Source organism: Halobacillus sp. GSS1, from assembly GCF_017307035.1.
Taxonomy (GTDB): Bacteria; Bacillota; Bacilli; order Bacillales; family Halobacillaceae; genus Halobacillus; species Halobacillus litoralis.
Genome location: NZ_JAFLHE010000001.1, coordinates 781,106 through 799,060, shown reverse-complemented (window position 1 = coordinate 799,060; position 17,955 = coordinate 781,106). Strand labels below are relative to the sequence as shown.

The window sequence follows — 17,955 nt, the reverse complement described above, 5'->3', positions numbered from 1 at the left end:
ACGGGAGCCATTAAGGGGAAGATTTTTAAATGGAGTATGTCAAAGAGCTTAGAAAAGAAGTAGGAACAAGACCGTTAATTCTACCCGGAGCTGTCGTAATCATTGTGAATGATCAGCAGGAGATTCTTCTCCAACATCGCAAAGATGGCGGGTGGGGCCTTCCGGGAGGTTTAATGGAGCTCGGGGAGAGTTTGGAGGAAACGGCGCACCGTGAAGTGAAAGAAGAAACCGGACTCCATGTAGGGGAGCTTGAACTACTGGATATCTTTTCAGGTGAGGACTACTTTTTTAAGATTTCCAATGGGGATGAACTATACTCGGTGACGGCGGTCTACAGGACGGACGAGTACAAAGGAAAGGTAGAGGTGGATGAGGAAGAATCCCATCAAATCACTTTCTTTTCTAAGAATCAACTCCCCGCCGGTCTAACCAGGGAATACCGTGATTATTTGCAACCATATTTGAAAAAACATGAATGACGGGGGATTCGATGCTTGAAATATTGATGCTGATCATAACCGTTGTATTAGTAGCGGGTTATATCTATTTGATTTATAAAAAGAGGAAAAATTTGAAGAAGGAATATGGCTGGAAGAGCTACGTGACGCCGGGGGCTTTTGTTATCGCACCATTAGTGGCCTTGTTTTCCTATCTATTTGAGTTCGGGGGCATTGCCACTTGGTTCATCCTTGGTGTTTGCTTTATTACCGGAGCATTTTTTACAAAATATTTGCCGGAGCCGAAAGAAGGCTGACGGAAACAGGGCAGTAACCATTCAAGGGTTGCTGTCTTTTTATTTTGAAATGTATCCCTTGAATTTTCCTGTTCAACATAATTGTGACGGGAAAATGAAATAATAAGAGAAGAGTAGGAGGACGCTTATGAATGAGTGGTTGGAATTCGTCGGAACGGGTATCATCGTTTTTATTATATTGTACGTTTTAGCGAGAATTCTAAGCAAGAAGCTGATCTCACAAATGACGCTTTTTGACTTCATCGCAGGCATTACGCTGGGATCTATGACTGCTACAACCTTTCTTGCTGATAATGTGACGCTCTCAAGAGGAGCGCTTGGATTACTGACCTTCGCAGCCCTTGTTCTTGTCATCGACTATCTCACACTTAAAAGTTTGACGATACGAAAGCTTGTGAACAGTCAACCTACGCTGCTGATGGACAATGGGAAAATTCTTATAAAGAATATGAAACAAGTGCGATTCAATGTCGACGAACTCATTGCTGAATTAAGAAAAGCGGGAGTGTTCCAGTTCAGTGATGTTCAGACAGCGATCTTGGAAACGGACGGTTCTGTAAGTGTTCTAAGAAAATCAGAGGCAACCCCTGTCACCTCTAGAGATATGAAGTTAGAAACAGCCCCTGCAAAATATTCACACGTGGTCATGGTCCAGGGGGAAATTCTCCGTCAACAATTGAATGCCAGTGGTTATAGTGAAGCCTGGCTGCAAGATCAATTGCAGACGCATGGAATCTCCGATAAGAAGGAAGTCCTGGTTGCGCAGGTCAATCCTGACGGAACAATCTTTGTTGAAACAGTAGATTAGGTCTATGTTTTCTTGGAAGAGCTTCATTGCTGTTAGGGAATTGTACACGTTCTCGGCAGAAGCAATGCTTGGCCAGAAGTAGTGCCTTCCATCCTTGAAGGTCCAGATGGAGAATAAAAATAAGCGAGCAGACAATACGAGCGATTGTCTGCTTTTTCATGTTCAACCTTCGTCAAAACCAGGATGGCAAATCTTTTGCAATAATTTGGAAAAATGTGTTTATTTTTGTGGGAGAAAGGATATAGGGAGTTAGGTGGAAAATAGTGGGATGTGGAAGTCAGCTTTTGTCATTACATAGATCAGCCTCTTTTTTTACCGAATAAAATTCGGGAGTGTTTGGATGTTAAAAAAGTGTAACCTGCTTTTGTTGAGTTTTCTGGTGCTGTTCCTGTTTCCTCTTCAGGTATTCGCTGCGGACATGTCAGCAGAAGACGTGTTGAAGAAATCGAATGAAGCGATGAAAAATCTGGACAGCTACTCTATGAAACAAGTCTCAAAGGCGAAAATGCCGGTGATGAATGAAGGAGAAGGAATGGAAACCACAACGATGTCCGATGTGACTATGGATCCTTTCGCCATCTATATGAAGACGGAATTGGCAGGAGAGACGACGGAGTCTTATTTTACAGAAGAAGGCTACTACAGTGAACTGCCAGGACAAGGGTGGGTCCAGCTCTCTGATGATTCCAGTCAGGAAATGATGCAGTCGATGCTTGCCGAAGGGCAGATGGCACAGGCGCTTCCGTTAGCAGAGGATATGAGTGTGGAAGAAAGTGACGGTTCCTATGTCCTCCATTATGAGGGTGACGGGGAGAAACTTTTGAAAATGTCGATGAAAATGCTTCAGCAGGGTATGGGTTCCAGTGAAGGTGAGCAGGGGTTAAAAGAACTGGGTGAAGAAATCCTTGATAAAATGACCATCAATGATGTGACCTATAAAATGACGATTGACAAAGAAAATCACTATTTAACCTCCAGCTACGTTCATTTGGAAATGGAAATCGAAACAGAAGAGGGCCAGCCGATGCCGATCACTCAGGAAACTGAAATGACACTGGAAAACTTTAATGGTGTCGGAGAAATCCAAATTCCACAAGAGGTGCTGGATGAGGCTAAACCGATTGAAGATGCCATCGGAGGCGAACTGCCTGATACCGCAAGCCCGGATTTGATGTATGCTCTACTTGGCGCGACCGTAGTTCTGCTCGCAGGTAGTGTTTTATTCGTGAGAAAGAGATCCTTGCAGTAAAAAAATAAGAGTCGGGCTCAGGCCTGGCTCTTTCAATCTTTCCATAGATGAGGAGGCCATCATGCTGAACAAAGTCCTTTACATGCTCGTCGTGATCGGTTTATCGTGCACCGCTTATTTCACCTTTCAATGGTGGGACTCTACGAAGGCTGTTGAAAAGGTGACCGAAGAGGAAATCAACGAATGGCAGTCCCAGGGACAGGCAGAGAAACCTGAACCTGTGGTTGTTAAAAAACAAGAGAAAACGAAAACCACCCGATATTCAAATGAACTACATACGTTTGACGATGGTGAAAAAGTGGGGCGACTGGTCATTCCTCATTTAAATAAAGGCTATGCCACCTATTGGGGCACGGATGAACAGTCGCTTCATCAAGGGGTGGGGATGTTCATAAGCAAGTGGACAACGACACCTGATGAGAAGCGCCATACCGTCCTGAGTGGGCACCGCGAGACCGTTTTCACAGAGCTTGGGGAAATTGAAAAAGGCGCCCCGCTTTTTTATGAATATGAAGGGAAAAGGTACAAGTATGAGGTGGAGAAAACATGGGTGACGGATGAAGACGACCGCTCTGTCATCGTTGATCATGAAGAACCAACGCTTACATTAACGACATGTTATCCTTTTGATTTCATAGGGAGTGCCCCGGAAAGGTTTATTGTACAGTCAAGGTTAGTCGAAGTGCAGGAAATTGACGAATCCGGCAGTAACTGAAGCCCATCATTGCTTGGCGCTATTTTATGGATCGCACCTTTTCCTGTGGGTCCAACGCGGGTTCTTTATAAACCTTAGTGATGATTAGTGAAGAAAGAGGGTTTGTGAATGTCTGCATTATTTCTTTTCATAGGTATCCTGGGGTTAATTGTTTACATTTATATCACAAGAAAAAGCTTTTTTTCTGATGGGCGGAATGTGAAGTTATGGATCATGCTTTTTGTATTCCTGCCTTTGTTAGTCATGGGGTTATGCCTCTCTTTATCTTTTTAAGGTTGTATCATGTCCCGGCCATCTTAATGGACGAATACGGATTTGTTTGTGAGAGGTGGACAAGCCAAACTCTTTTATCTACATAAGGGAAAGGCTTTTCGCACAAGCTAAAGGAAAACGGGGAGTAGGTGAGGTCATGACTTTATACCGGCTCGGTTATGTAGCAATGAGTGTTCATTTGCAAAACGCTTCGCCATCTCAAACGATGACCTATAAACGATTTTCAGAGATTCGTGATGTGGAAGCGGCCAGACGGAAGCTGGAACGGATTGCGAAATCCAACCTTCACAACTGTTTGCGTTTACTGAAACATAATAAAGCTCATGATATCCACTTTTTCAGATTGAGTTCACGGCTTGTGCCTCTTGCTACACACGAAGAGTTGCAGGGGTGGGATTATTTGAATCCGATTAAGGAGGATTTGAGGGAATTGGGATCTTATGCGGTGGAAAATGAGATGAGGCTGGATTTTCATCCCGATCACTTCGTCGTCATCAATTCACCGGATCAGGGAATTTTCAAAACTTCGATGGGCGTGCTGAAGTATCATTACCTGCTGCTTCATCATATGGGTCTCGACCCTACCCACCGTTGTGTTTTCCATCTCGGAGGCAGATACAAGGATAAGGAAAAATCGCTGGAGCGGTTCATTGAAAATTGGGCACTGGTCCCCTCCGGCATTCAAAAGACCGTCATGATTGAAAATGATGATACCTCTTACACGTTAGCGGATGGTCTTTATGTCTGTGAAAAATTGAACATCCCACTCGTCTTTGATCTCCACCATCATTATGCCAACCATGAAGGGGAGAAATGGGAGGATCATTGGTCGCGTGTCGTGGATACTTGGCGTCATTCACCCCTTCCTGTGAAAATGCATATTTCCAGTCCCAAGAGCGAAAAGGATTTCAAAAGTCATGCGGATTTCGTGGATGTGGAAATGTTCCTCGAGTTTGTAAAGAAAACGAATGGCTCCACAGACCAAATCGACTGCATGATTGAAGCAAAGCAGAAAGATGAAGCGTTGTTCCGGCTTGTGGAAGAGCTTAGACAGCATCCGGACGTTGAGATGCAGGATGATAGTTCGTTTATTTGGAAAGGGTAAATGGGCCAGACTCACATATGAGAATCCTGGTGTTTCGCACGTTCAAGGCCTCGTTTAATCAATTTTTTCAGACGACGTTTGATTCTTAGAAAAGGGATGAGCCGGTCTTCTTTCATCAGTTCATAAGTCAGGTGAGCGAATTCCTGCCTTTCTTCCGGTGTCAGAACGATGACTTCTGCAGGTTCTCTCTTAGGAAAAGGAATTAAATCTCCCACACGCATCGCCTCCTTCTTAAAGATTTATGCAGAAGGATACATAACATGCTCTAAATTAATGGTCTGCCTTCATGTAGGAAGGGAAGAAATGAAGATCATCCAAAAAGTCCGGTCTCAGTTGATGGAACGTTGAATAGAGAATAGCCCCTCTTCTACAAGCGCTAAGTAGGACGTGGGGCTTTTTTTATGGAAGTTAAAGAGCTGATTTATTGTGAACATACGTTTAAAGAGAGCTCGTTTCCAACCATGGTGTCGATGATGCAGCGTGATATAATAAGGGAAGAAATGGTTCATACACCAATGTTATCAACTAGAATCTTAGGGAGGTTGCGATGACAGATTTTAAGTTAACCATAGAGATCCGAAAGCCTTCTTATGCGCAGAATAAAACGGTAAGGGATTCCATTCCTCGTTCCTTGTGGAAGGCGGTGAGGCACAATGTTTTGAAGAAAAGTGGTTTTCAGTGCCGAATCTGTGGCTTTCATGATGAAGAGAAATTGCATGCGCATGAAGTCTGGCAATATGACGAGGAGAAGTACCTTTTAATCTTAAACGATATCCAGCCTTTGTGCCGGTCATGCCATGACTTGAAGCATATTCACCATGTCGGGCATCGAACGAAAGCCGGGAAGACGAGTGATTTTGTCATGAGGAATTTAAAGCGCCATTTTATCAAGGTCAATGATTGTAAGGAAAAAGACTTTATAAGACATTACCGAAATCAATTATCCAGGAGTACGATCGAACCTGTTAAAAGGTCTATGGAGGATTTAATAGAATGGCGGGAGTGGAGAGAGAAGGAAGTGTTCCTTATGGCACAGGATTGGAAATTCGTGATCGGTGACAATATTCCATTAGCGAGTGAGATTGAGTCGAATCTCGATGAAAACGGGTTGCTTTATGAGCGGAATCATAATGGCTCGTCTTCTTTGCTCTAATTTCTTAGTAAAATGTAAAAGTGGAACGATTCCCTTATAATTTTTCACCCGTTGATTTTATGTTAATGTTTTAAGGGATGTGCATAAGATGAGAGTCAAGGGGGAAGTCATATGAACAACCGTGCTTTAGGAGTTTTATTGGTAGGGCTATCTTTATTAACCGGAGTCATTGCGTACTCCATTGGTGAGCTGATCACAGCCATTAAAATGTCAGCTGCCCATGTATCGGCATCGATATCCGGAGCGGATGGACCAGGGATCGGTTGGGGAGGAAACCCGATTTTAACGACCGTTCCTATGCTGGCTATAGCCATTTGTATACTATTAGGTTTTGTTGTTCTTCTTAAACGCAATTAAATGTGAATTAAAAAGTCAGCGGAGAAAGCTGGCTTTTTATTATTTATCTTTGAAGAGCTTCCCAGGTCAGGAGGACTTTACATAAGGAAAAACGTGCGTGAACGTTTCACGCACGTTTTCTCTATCCAGCAAAGCCCTTCAACTTAGCCCTCCCAAGCCGGAAGCATCTGACTGAGCGGTTTGTCCTTCCGGTAACCAAGCACATATTCCGCCTGCATAATCGTATGGATTTCCCGCGTCCCTTCATAAATGACGGGAGCTTTGGAATTCCTTAAATAACGCTCGACGGGATATTCGTTAGAGTAACCGTATGCCCCGTGGATCTGCACGGCATCATCCGCTGCCTGATTGGCGAAATCACACGCCTGCCATTTGGCAAGAGACGTTTCTCTGGTGTTCCTCACGCCTTTGTTCTTCAATGCACCTGCACGATAGACGAGCAGGCGGCTCATGTGTAAACCGGCCTCCATCTTCGCGATCATCTGCTGGACGAGCTGGTGCTTTCCGATTTCTTTTCCAAACGTTTCCCTCTCATGGCAGTATTCTACACTCGCCTCAAGGCAAGCCATGATCTGCCCGCAGGCGCCAGCAGCAACCGTGAACCGGCCGCTGTCCAGGGCGGACATGGCGATTTTAAAGCCGTCCCCTTCGTTTCCCAGCAGGTTTTCTTTCGGTACTTTCATCTGATCAAAGAACAATTCGCCTGTATTGCCTGCCCGGATCCCGAGCTTTCCTTTCGTCGCTTTCGATGAGAATCCTTCATAGGTCCTTTCCACAATAAAACAGGAAATCCCGTGGTGTTTCTTATTTTTATCCGTATAAGCAAACACTAAAAAGTGATCGGCGACATCACAGAGGGAAATCCATGTTTTCTGCCCGTTCAGTACATAATGATCACCATCGAGGGTCGCGGTCGTCTGTAAGGCGGCAACGTCCGAACCTGCCGCCGGTTCCGTCAAACCGAAAGCGCCGATTTTTTCACCTTTCGCCTGTGGAACTAAGTACTTCTGTTTCTGGGATTCTGTCGCCCACTGCAGGAGTGTCATGCTGTTCAAGCCGGTATGAACAGACACGGCTGTGCGGAAGGCCGTGTCTCCACGCTCAAGTTCTTCACACACAATCGCGAGAGAATTGTAATCCATCCCGCTTCCGCCATAGGTCTCTGGAATGCACACACCCATCAGACCGAGCCCCGCCAGTTTTTTCAACGTCTGCTGATCGAAGTGTCCTTTCGCATCCCACTCTCCGATGTTGGGCATGATTTCATGGTCGACGAAACTTCGGACTGCTTTTCTTAACATCACTTGCTCATCACTGAAATCGAAGTTCATTTCGTTCACTCCTTAAACCTTGTGATCCTTTTTCCACTTGCGGATCGTATTTTTGTCGTACCCAAGTCCTGTAAGAATTTCTTCTGTATGTTCACCAGCATCCGGCGGGTGCTGCCTATAATTCACCGGCGTGCGGGATAGTTTCAGTGGACTGCCGATCATCTCCACATTACCTGCTGTCGGATGCTCAAGGTTGAGGAACATGTCACGGGCTTTCAACTGCTCATCGTTACGGACGTCTTCAAGCGTTTGAATCGGGCCGAAAGGGATGTGTTTCTCCTGACACCGGCCCTGCCAGTAAGACGTTTTTTCTTGTGAAAAAAGTTCCTGCAAAATCTTCGAGAGTGCTTCTCTGTTTTCCACCCTTTTTGCATTGGTAGAAAATAAAGGATCAGAAGCAAGCGAAGGTTGTCCGACGACGGCGCATAGGTGGGCGAATTGACGATCATTTCCTACAGCGATCACCATTTCACCATCAAGGGAACGGAATGTCTGGTAGGGCACGATGTTGGCATGGTGGTTTCCGAGCCGTTGAGGGATTTTTCCGGTCATTAAAAAATTGCTCCCGATGTTGATGAGGGAACTGACGGCAGAATCATATAGAGATAGATCGATTTTTTGACCATTTCCGGATCGTTCTCGTTCTAAGAGAGCCGTTTGAATACCGATGCACGCATAAAGACCGGTAAGGATGTCTGTGATGGCTACGCCTAATTTCTGTGGACCAGATTGGTCGTCCCCAGTGATGCTCATCAGTCCGCTCATCGCCTGGATGATGAAGTCATAGCCGGGCAGGTGCTGATAAGGGCCTGTCTCTCCAAAACCTGTAATCGAGCAGAAGACGATGCGCGGGTTGATTTCTTTTACATGGTCATACCCAAATCCAAGCCGCTCCATCGTTCCCGTTTTGAAATTATTGATGACAACGTCACTTTCCCTGACGAGCTTTTCCAACACTTCTTTTCCTTCAGGAGACTTTAAATCCAGCGTCAAACTCTTTTTATTCCGGTTGGCACATAAATAATAGGCACTCACCCCTTCTTTGAAGGGAGGTCCCCACGTACGGGTTTCGTCACTGCCCCCGGGGGCTTCGACTTTAATGATTTCAGCGCCGAGATCTCCGAGGATCATCGAACAATAAGGACCAGCGAGAACCCGGGTCAAATCGAGGACGCGGATGCCTTCCAATGCGGCGGTCACCACTCATCACACCCTTTCACGATAGAAAAAGCCAGAAGAACCCATACGACGTATGAATCCAACTGGCTTGGGAAACACGGATCAATTCAGATAGGGGAGTTGTCCTTGACGGGCTATATCACACTATATGCAGCGATTTGGAAAAGATGACCTGAAAACTTTGTTTCATAGAATCATGGATGGATTAATAGGATAGAGCGATGGGACAACCACATTGTTTGAAGGGGGTCTTTCCATGATCCAAAGCTCGAAGCAGGTGCAAAGCCTGCCACCCTATTTGTTTTCCATTTTTCATAAAAAGAAAGTCGCGTTGACCGCTCAAGGGGTTGATGTCATCGATCTCGGAATCGGGGCCCCGGATTTACCGACACCGCCATTCATCATCGACCGTTTGACGGAAGAGGTACGCAAACCGAAGAACCACAAATATTCCCCGTACGGCGGCTGCCGGGAGTTCAGAGAGGCCGTCGCGGATTTCTATAGATCTCACTATGACGTGGATTTGGATCCAGAGACGGAAGTGCTGACCCTGATTGGATCGAAAGAGGGGATCGCTCATTTGATCAGTGCTGTCCTCGACCCGGGGGACGGGGTGCTTGTGCCGGATCCGGGCTATCCTGTCTATCAATCAGCGATTCATCTTGCTCATGGAGTGACGGTCCGATTTCCATTGGATGAGGAAAACAGTTATGCACCGATGTTCGATCAAATCTCTCCAAGGGATGTTTCCAGATCGAAAATGATGCTTCTCAACTATCCGAACAACCCGACAGGCGGAACGGTCGACATTAAGACATTTGAGGAAGCGGTGCGCTTTGCGAAAGAACATCACCTTTCACTCATCCAGGATGCCGCCTACGATCTCGTAACGTTCGGAGATTACAAGGCTCCCAGTCTATTACAGGTCGCTGGCGCGAAGGAAATCGCCGTCGAATTCGGATCGCTTTCAAAAACATTCAATATGTCCGGCTGGCGACTTGGCTATGTCGTCGGCAATCAGGAGCTGGTCCGTGCGCTCAGTGTGTACAAGAGCAACATGGACACGAGTCAGTTTTTACCCGTTCAATTGGCTGGTGCTACAGCGCTGCGGAGTGATTTTTCAACAGTAAAAGCGAACAACCGGACCTACGAGCAGCGGCTCGACCTTATGATGAACGCCTTTAACGGTATGAATATACACGCTGAAAAACCGAAGGGGACCTTCTTTCTATGGGCACGTGTGCCAGAAGGATATACTTCGCAGGAATTCTCTGAAAAAATGCTTGACGAAGCAGGCATCATCCTTACACCGGGGACAGCTTTCGGTCAGAAAGGAGAAGGTTATTTCCGCATGAGCCTCTCTGTTCCGATCGAGCGGCTGCATGAAGCTTCGATACGAATGAGAAAAGCGATGAAGGGAGGCTGAAGTCCATGGACGAACGTCAAATGACGAGCGCGGAAGCCATCGTCTCCTGTCTGAAGAGACAAGGCATTTCCAAAGTGTTCTGTGTACCAGGGGAGAGCTACCTTCCTGTGATGGATGCCATTTTAAAAGAGCCGGACGTGGACCTCATCTCGGCCAGACACGAAGGCGGGGCCGCTTTCATGGCGGAAGGATACGCCAAAGCGAGTGGAACTCCGGGCGTGGTGATGGCGACAAGAGGCGTCGGTGCAAGTAACCTTGCGATCGGTGTTCATACGGCCTATCAGGACTCCACACCGATGGTCGTTCTCCTCGGACAGGTGCACACGAACTTCAGTGGACGTGAAGGCTTCCAGGAAGTCGATCTCGAAGCTTTTTTCAGACCGATTGCTAAATGGGTGGCTGAAATCCGCGAACCGCCCCGGACGGCGGAATTTGTCCAACGGGCGCTCAGGATCGCTATGACCGGGAGGCCGGGACCCGTCGTCCTTGCTTTACCTGAAGATGTCTTAAAAAAAGAAGCGCTCATGTCATTCGGACCTGTTGTGAAAAGGCCGGCACCGAAGCCATCGGATCATGAAGTCATCGAGGTGGTCGACCGTCTCCGTTTAGCGGAACGTCCGCTGATTTTAGCGGGTGGGGGAGTGAAGCTTGCGGGTGGAGAAATGGCGTTGAAGCGGCTGGCTTATAAATGGGGTGCTCCGATTGTGAGTGCATTCCGACGTCATGATGTCTTTCCGAACGATGACATCCACTATTGCGGACATCTCGGGCTCGGCACCCATCCGAACATTCTGGAGACGATTTCTCAAGCGGATACAGTGCTCGCGATTGGGACAAGACTCTCGGAAGTCACGACACAGGACTATACGCTGTTAAAAAAGCAGACCTTGATCCACTGTGATATCGATGACGAGGTCCTCGGGAAAGTCTACCCTCCGGAAGTGGGTATTGTTGCGGATGCCAATGAAATGCTCGAGTCTTTAGTTGCTGCCGCGTACGGAAGAGATTTGAGGGCTTGGACAAGCGCGAGACGGAAAGCCTACGAGGCGACGCTCGTGACAGAAGGTCGTAAAACATTGAACGGGGAAGTCATTTCCCTTTTGCAGGAGAACCTGCCGGAAGACAGTATCCTGACGAACGATGCGGGAAACTTCGCCGGTTGGCTGCATACGTATTTTCAATTTAAGAAACATCGATATATAGGACCAACATCAGGTGCGATGGGGTACGGGATGCCGGCAGCCCTGGGAGCGAAGCTTGCTGATCCTGACAAAACGGTCGTCTCACTTTCGGGGGACGGGGGATTCATGATGACGATGCAGGAGATGGAAACAGCAGTCAGATATGACATTCCGATTATCAGCATCGTTTTCAATAACCGGATGTACGGAACGATCCGTATGCATCAGGAAATCCATTACCCGGGCGAAGTCATCGGTACGGATTTAGGGGAGGTCGCCTTTTCAAAAGTGGCGGAAAATCTGGGGGCGGCAGGTTTTTATGTGAAGACACAGGAAGAGTTCAGACGCGCGCTTGATCAGGCGCTGGTTCTGGACAAGCCTGTCGTGATTGAAGTAGAAACAGATCCTGAGCAGATTTCATTATCTAAAACGATCAACCAATTAAGAAAAAAAGGGGGAGAATCAAAGTGACATTGATTCATGAGCAGCAGTTAAAAAATTTCATAAATGGTAAATGGTTGGAGCCGTCTTCCGGCAAGGCGGCAGCCGTCGTCAATCCGGCGACATCCGAAACGTTGGTGCACGTCCCGCTATCGGCCGCTGCTGATGTAGAAGAAGCGACAAGTGCCGCGAAAAAAGCGCAGAAAACGTGGGCACTCGTGCCGGCACCACAGCGAGCAGAAGTGTTGTACCGTGTCGGTTTAATTATGAAAGAACGCAAAGAGCGTCTCTCCCAGCTGTTGACGATGGAAAACGGAAAAGTCATTGAAGAAGCACGGGGAGAAGTCCAGGAAGGCATCGACATGGCCTTCTACATGGCAGGAGAAGGCCGACGATTGTTCGGGCAGACGACACCTTCAGAGTTGAAGGATAAATTTGCGATGAGCGTCCGTGCGCCCGTCGGCGTCGTCGGCATCATCACCCCGTGGAACTTTCCGATTGCGATTGCGACATGGAAGTCCTTTCCGGCGATCGTTGCCGGAAACGCGGTCGTCTGGAAGCCGGCAACAGAAACACCGATCATGGCCTATGAACTGGCGAAAATTTTCGAAGAAGCCGGTCTGCCGAAAGGGGTCATCAATGTCGTGTTCGGCTCGGGTTCCACAGTAGGGGAAGCGATGATCGAGCAGGACGACATCCGTGTCATTTCTTTTACAGGATCGAATGAAGTCGGTCGCGGCATCGCAGGGAAATGCGGCCAGCGTCTTAAGAAAGTTTCCCTGGAAATGGGCGGGAAAAACGGTGTGATCGTCATGGATGATGCCGACTTGTCCTTAGCGGTCGAAGGAATTCTTTGGAGCGCCTACGGGACAAGCGGTCAGCGCTGCACCGCCTGCAGCCGCGTGATGGTTCATGAAAAGGTGAAAGATGAACTGGAAGAGCGCCTGCAGAAGGAAATCGCCAAACTTTCGATCGGAAATGGACTGGATGAATCGATCAAAGTCGGTCCGATCATCAACCGTGCTGGTCTCGAAAAAATAAAAAGCTACATCAGCGTCGGGAAAGAAGAAGGAGCGAAACTTCTGACCGGTGGCTATATTATGGAAAACGGCGACCATAAGAAAGGGAACTACTTCGCGCCTACTTTGTTTACAGATGTGACACCGGACATGAGGATTGCCCAGGAAGAAATTTTCGGACCAGTCGTTTCCTTGATTCCTGTGAAAAGTTTTGAGGAAGCTGTTGAAATCAACAACAGCGTGGAATTCGGCTTATCGAGCTCGATTTTCACACAAAATGTGAACCAGGTATTCGCCGCTCAGCGGGATTTAGATACAGGCATCGTTTATGTGAATGCAGGGACGACTGGAGCTGAAATCCACCTGCCTTTCGGGGGGACGAAGGGGACCGGAAATGGCCACAGGGATTCTGGAGTGGCTGCCCTCGACGTGTTCACCGAATGGAAAGCGGTGTATGTCGATTTCAGCGGGAAACTGCAGCGTGCCCAAATCGATGTCGAGTAATTTTACAGAGAAAAAGGAGTGCGGACTATGAAAGTAGCTGTTCTAGGGTCTGGATTGATGGGAAAAGAAGCGGCGCGCGATCTCGTCCATAGTTCGGGAGTAGAGAAAGTCGGACTCGCCGACATCGACCTCGACCGTGCGCAACGGGTCTCTGATTCATTGAACTCTTCGAAAATCCAAGGTTTCAAAGTGGACGCCGGAAACCAGACCGAACTTGCAGAGTTCATCAGCCATTATGATGTCGTCATCAATGCCCTTTTCTACTCCTTCAATGAAATCGTAGCCAAAACAGCGATTGAAGTCGGGGTCCATTCCGTCGACTTAGGGGGACACATCGGTCATATCACCGATAAAGTGCTCGAGCTCGATGAACAGGCGAAAGCAGCGGGAGTAACGGTCATTCCGGATCTCGGCGTCGCTCCAGGCATGATCAACATATTGTCAGGATACGGCGCAGGAAAGCTCGATAAGCTGGAAGCGATCCGCCTGTTCGTTGGTGGCATTCCAGTGAGACCGGATCCACCGCTTGAGTACAACCATGTGTTCTCCATGGAAGGTTTACTGGATCATTATTCCGATCCTTCGACAATCATCAGGGATGGGAAACTGCGGGAAGTGGAGTCGTTGACGGAAGTTGAAAACATCTATTTTGAACGATTCGGTCCACTGGAAGCTTTCCATACCTCCGGCGGGACGTCGACGCTGCTGAAATCATACCCGCACATCGACAGTCTCGAATACAAGACGATCCGCTATCCCGGCCATGCCGAGAAAATGAAGCTGCTCGTCGATCTCAACCTGACAGGAGCGGATCAGGTCGTCAATATCCGGGGGATGGAAATCAAGACGAGGGAAGTGCTGCTGAAGAGCATCGATCCCCTTCTTGAGCTGAAGGATAAAGACGATGCTGTCCTTCTCCGTGTCATCGTAGGCGGAGAGAAAGACGGTGTACGGAAGTCGTGTGAATATGAAATGGTCACCTATAAAGACAGAGCGACGAATGTAACCGCGATGGCCCGCGCAACAGCGAACACCATCTCTGTCGTTGCTCAAATGATCGGGGGAGGAACGATCACGAAACGAGGCGTATGCCCACCGGAAACCATCGTTCCAGGTGATGTTTATATCGATGAAATGATGCGGCGCGGAGTTGTGATCAGAGAACAAGCGTAGTTTTTTGAGAAAGGCCAGGCATTTGTCTGGTCTTTTTTTGGTTTCCGAATAAGTTTACGTGCGGTTTGATGCTCCGACTTTCACCTGCCTGAAATTTTTACATGGAGTTTAGGAACTGAAGAATGAAAACGGTTATCCTAGGTGTAAGCTGGACGGTTTGTTAAAGCTTTGTGAATAAAGCAACAATCGACAGATAATGAGTTTAAAAGGACGTATGATTAGGTATGTATAATGAAAAACGGGGAGTGCGTATAGGTGCATATAAATGGTATTGAGAACTTGAAGTTTCATAGTCAGTTGAGTTTGAAGCAAGTAGAGGATCGTGTCATCATAACGGCAGACTTTCCGAAAGAGTTACGTGTAGAACTAGGAATGAGAGAACCTTTTTTATACGTCACTCTTTATGTCAGGGGCGGGGAGCGCATTAAAATTATCGATGAAGATAATGCTACGTTACACATTCCAGCGAAGAAGGATTTTGAACGGAATACCTACAATAAGATCATCACTTTTGCCAAGGAGCACGCGAAGCAATTCCGTTCTTAATGGGTGGAGAAACTCAGCCTGACTGCTATGTACAAAACGCTGCTTTATCAAGAGCAAGAGCATAAAAAATAAATCACTTCTTTCTAATTATTATGGAAAAATAAACCAGTAATGTTCTCTTCTGAAAAGAGGAAGACTTTACTGGTTTTTAATTTATCTTGAAACTGAGTCTTCCACTAAAGGGCAGGTTAGTTGAAGACTCAGTTTCGAGATAATGGTTGTTAATCATAGAAAATGAAGGGGATGCTGGGTTGGTTATAGAAGATAATTAACTAAGGGAAGAGAGTGGCAAAAATAAAACAAATGCTTGAAGCAACATTGGTCTAATTATCGAGTATCATCAATAGCGAACTATAGGCGGAGTAGCAGTGCAATGATGAAGAATATAATCATGTTAAAAATATTACTATGGAGGTGTTCTCGTGAAAAAATTTTTAGAAGGAACAGGAATTACAGCGTTCTTTTATATTCTCGTTCTCATATTTGGATACTTTATTGACACGAGATTTCTTGGAGAAAAAATGGAAGTATCGGGTGTTTTTATCGGTTCGCTTACCATGACGATACCCTATATAATGTTAGGCTTGTTTTATGGTGAAGTGTTTAAACAAAAGATAAAGATTAACAAAGCTTTTGCCATTGGAGTTTTAATAGTTTTAACAGAGCGATTATCTATTTACCTAATTGGATTTACTTATATATTGCGTGATATTGGTCCATATGCCCCTACTTGGGCGATTGGGTTACCATATTTTACAACACCTTATATCATTTTAGGTGGGTTAGTAAGCTTAATTTTATACGTTTCAGTATTGATGATTCGTACAAGCATAGTAAGAAAAGAAGAATTAGCTTAGTATATAGAAACTGTTCGTTTTCGGACGGATGGTAATAGTTGAATGTAAACTTTATGATACCTTGAAATCAAGTCTTCATGTAAAGGGGGCTTATCTGTAACATCTTCACATAGAGTTAGGAGTCTTTAATTCCTTAGGAATCAAGAAAAAGGCGCTGATCAGTTAACTGATCAGCGTCTTTTTCTTATAAACACCTTGAGTATTTAAAATGGGTAAGGTTTTGAGTAATGAAAAGTTAATGGTTCATTTTACTATATTGAAAAATTACATTCAACAAAAAAACTGACATTCCCAACATTAATAATAATATTAACTTTAAAGCATATTTTGAACAACCGATTTCCCATTATATCTAAGTTAGGTTTAATGTTACAATTAGGTTACAAAAGGGAGGGGGTAATTTACATAAGTGGATATATTTATCTAATTGAAATGATAGTTACTGTTTAGGGAATTCTTTGTTTTACGAATGATTATGTTTATAATTTAGGAAGGTGCGTGCAAAATGAATAAATTAAAACTATCAAGTTTATTTTTAGTGTTTTTGCTAGTTTCAGGGTTAGCTACATATAAAGTTAGTGCCGATACATATAATTGGTCATGGCCAAGTGGTAAGACATTTTTTGTTGATAATGTTACAAGTGAATCAATGTTTGATACTCCAATTGGAAGAGCCACGAGTAGATGGAGGGCCGTTAGTGGAGCCTCAATATATCCATATTTCGATTCTACTTGGTCTTCATCAAACCAAGTTCACGTAAGTTACGCTCCTAGTGCTCAAAATAGCTTTTATGGCTACATCTTACCATATGATTCATCTGGAAACTTATTAGCAGATTATGACTATGGAACAGTCGCTAGCGGTAAGATAAGACTATATTCATCAAAAGTTGATGGTTTGTCTACTAGTGGAAAGACATCCGTCCTTTTACATGAGATGGGCCATATCTTAGGATTGGATCATCCTTCCGGTCAATATTCCATTATGGATAAGTCGGATGTTTTTGATTTGCAATATCCTACATCCTACGATAAATCAGAATTAGCAAGCAAATATTAATAATAGGAGAGTGAATTAGGTGAAACTTAAAATTATAGTTACAATATGCTCAGCCGTGATACTTGGAGCTTTAATTGGTGTAAGTGTGCCAAGTAATAGTGAAACCACAGAGGGTGTCGGGTTGTCCGTTTCTGCTGAGAAAGACTTTAAATCATTAAAGAAGAATGCTGATTTAATTATTCATGGCACACTTGATGGTGATTATGATATTAAAACACAAGTAGCAGATGCTGAGAATGATGTTTATCAAATTGATAGAGTGTACACAGCTATCGTAAACAATAGTTTTAAGGATTCTAAAGGGAATAAATATAAAAATGGAGACGAAATAAAGGTAGTTTATCCTGTAGGGTTTAAACAGAAAGAAAATGGGCAGTTTAAAGATCATTTTCTTTCTCTTTCGGATGAGATAATCCCTATAGAATCGGGAGAGTATATGTTGTTTTTGGATGAGCTGAATGGAGACTTTTATTTCTCGAACATAAATCATGTGTACAAAAAAGGTAAGGACAAGAGATTTAATAATATTTCAACTGAGAGTATTCCTGAAATTACTGAAGGGAATATAGTTAACAACTAACTATGTTTAAATTTTAAGCCTGAAAAGTCAGCATTATATGCTGGCTTTTTATTCTATATTGGGAGTGGTGGAGTGTGCTAGAGGTTATGTATTGATGGTAATCTTAATAGTTTATTTTTAGTTTATATGCATTATATATCATGTTTTATCTCGATTTCGAGTCTTCAAGTAAAAGGGGCTATTGATCAATAAGCATAATGGGAACTCTTATGTCCTTTAGAATAGTTATTTTGACTGGGCTTCT

The 17,955-nt window shown here is 45.2% G+C and carries 19 protein-coding genes; 16 read left to right on the top strand and 3 right to left on the bottom strand.

The genetic code is table 11. From position 1 onward, the window contains the following. Positions 1-29: 29 nt before the first annotated feature. The 6 genes from J0K78_RS04165 to uvsE all read left to right on the top strand — a co-directional run bounded on the left by J0K78_RS04165 (position 30) and on the right by uvsE (position 4,904). Complete coding sequence (locus J0K78_RS04165) at positions 30-479, top strand: NUDIX hydrolase (RefSeq protein ID WP_206945528.1); 450 nt, start codon at positions 30-32, stop codon at positions 477-479. A gap of 11 nt (positions 480-490) precedes the next feature. After that, complete coding sequence (locus J0K78_RS04160) at positions 491-754, top strand: hypothetical protein (RefSeq protein ID WP_206945527.1); 264 nt, start codon at positions 491-493, stop codon at positions 752-754. Positions 755-881: 127 nt separating this feature from the next. Next, complete coding sequence (locus J0K78_RS04155) at positions 882-1,562, top strand: DUF421 domain-containing protein (protein WP_206945526.1); 681 nt, start codon at positions 882-884, stop codon at positions 1,560-1,562. A gap of 340 nt (positions 1,563-1,902) precedes the next feature. Continuing rightward, the gene (locus tag J0K78_RS04150; RefSeq protein WP_206945525.1) at positions 1,903-2,811 is read left to right on the top strand and encodes a DUF6612 family protein; all 909 of its coding nucleotides are present in this window, start codon (positions 1,903-1,905) and stop codon (positions 2,809-2,811) included. 61 nt (positions 2,812-2,872) lie between these two features. Beyond that, on the top strand, positions 2,873-3,526 hold the full coding sequence (locus J0K78_RS04145) for a class D sortase (RefSeq protein WP_242517690.1): 654 nt from the start codon (positions 2,873-2,875) through the stop codon (positions 3,524-3,526). Between the two features lie 409 nt (positions 3,527-3,935). Further along, on the top strand, positions 3,936-4,904 hold the full coding sequence (gene uvsE / locus J0K78_RS04140) for a UV DNA damage repair endonuclease UvsE (RefSeq protein WP_206945524.1): 969 nt from the start codon (positions 3,936-3,938) through the stop codon (positions 4,902-4,904). An 11-nt stretch (positions 4,905-4,915) separates the two neighbouring features. On the opposite strand, the gene J0K78_RS04135 is transcribed toward uvsE, so the two are convergent. Further along, positions 4,916-5,119 carry a hypothetical protein gene (locus tag J0K78_RS04135; protein WP_206945523.1) on the bottom strand — a complete coding sequence of 68 codons (204 nt, stop codon included), beginning with the start codon at positions 5,117-5,119 and terminating at the stop codon, positions 4,916-4,918. Between the two features lie 332 nt (positions 5,120-5,451). Between J0K78_RS04135 and J0K78_RS04130 the strand changes: the two genes are divergently transcribed. Further along, entirely contained in the window at positions 5,452-6,057 is a 606-nt protein-coding gene (locus J0K78_RS04130; protein ID WP_206945522.1) for an HNH endonuclease, read from the top strand. 111 nt (positions 6,058-6,168) lie between these two features. Beyond that, positions 6,169-6,414, top strand: coding sequence for a hypothetical protein (locus J0K78_RS04125; RefSeq protein ID WP_206945521.1), 246 nt, complete (start codon positions 6,169-6,171; stop codon positions 6,412-6,414). 143 nt (positions 6,415-6,557) lie between these two features. Here J0K78_RS04125 and J0K78_RS04120 read toward each other — a convergent pair whose 3' ends face one another. Next, positions 6,558-7,745, bottom strand: coding sequence for an acyl-CoA dehydrogenase family protein (locus J0K78_RS04120; RefSeq protein ID WP_206945520.1), 1,188 nt, complete (start codon positions 7,743-7,745; stop codon positions 6,558-6,560). A gap of 12 nt (positions 7,746-7,757) precedes the next feature. After that, on the bottom strand, positions 7,758-8,945 hold the full coding sequence (locus J0K78_RS04115; RefSeq protein WP_206945519.1) for a CaiB/BaiF CoA transferase family protein: 1,188 nt from the start codon (positions 8,943-8,945) through the stop codon (positions 7,758-7,760). A 235-nt stretch (positions 8,946-9,180) separates the two neighbouring features. On the opposite strand from J0K78_RS04115, the gene J0K78_RS04110 reads away from it, so the two are divergent. The 8 genes from J0K78_RS04110 (at position 9,181) to J0K78_RS04075 (ending at position 17,711) form a co-directional block, all read left to right on the top strand. Further along, positions 9,181-10,350 (top strand): aminotransferase class I/II-fold pyridoxal phosphate-dependent enzyme, encoded by a 1,170-nt coding sequence (locus tag J0K78_RS04110; RefSeq protein ID WP_206945518.1) that lies wholly within the window; start codon positions 9,181-9,183, stop codon positions 10,348-10,350. Positions 10,351-10,355: 5 nt separating this feature from the next. Further along, positions 10,356-12,002, top strand: coding sequence for a thiamine pyrophosphate-dependent enzyme (locus tag J0K78_RS04105; protein ID WP_206945517.1), 1,647 nt, complete (start codon positions 10,356-10,358; stop codon positions 12,000-12,002). Next, entirely contained in the window at positions 11,999-13,495 is a 1,497-nt protein-coding gene (locus J0K78_RS04100; protein ID WP_206945516.1) for an aldehyde dehydrogenase family protein, read from the top strand. Before J0K78_RS04105 ends, J0K78_RS04100 begins: the two co-directional genes overlap by 4 nt. A gap of 18 nt (positions 13,496-13,513) precedes the next feature. Then, positions 13,514-14,668 (top strand): saccharopine dehydrogenase family protein, encoded by a 1,155-nt coding sequence (locus J0K78_RS04095; protein ID WP_370551017.1) that lies wholly within the window; start codon positions 13,514-13,516, stop codon positions 14,666-14,668. 255 nt (positions 14,669-14,923) lie between these two features. Next, a complete protein-coding gene (locus J0K78_RS04090; protein ID WP_370551015.1) occupies positions 14,924-15,214 on the top strand; it encodes a hypothetical protein in 291 nt (96 codons plus the stop codon). A gap of 422 nt (positions 15,215-15,636) precedes the next feature. Then, a complete protein-coding gene (locus J0K78_RS04085) occupies positions 15,637-16,071 on the top strand; it encodes a hypothetical protein (protein ID WP_206945514.1) in 435 nt (144 codons plus the stop codon). Between the two features lie 505 nt (positions 16,072-16,576). Further along, a complete protein-coding gene (locus J0K78_RS04080) occupies positions 16,577-17,131 on the top strand; it encodes a matrixin family metalloprotease (protein ID WP_206945513.1) in 555 nt (184 codons plus the stop codon). Between the two features lie 19 nt (positions 17,132-17,150). Next, the gene (locus J0K78_RS04075) at positions 17,151-17,711 is read left to right on the top strand and encodes a hypothetical protein (RefSeq protein WP_206945512.1); all 561 of its coding nucleotides are present in this window, start codon (positions 17,151-17,153) and stop codon (positions 17,709-17,711) included. Positions 17,712-17,955: the final 244 nt, after the last annotated feature.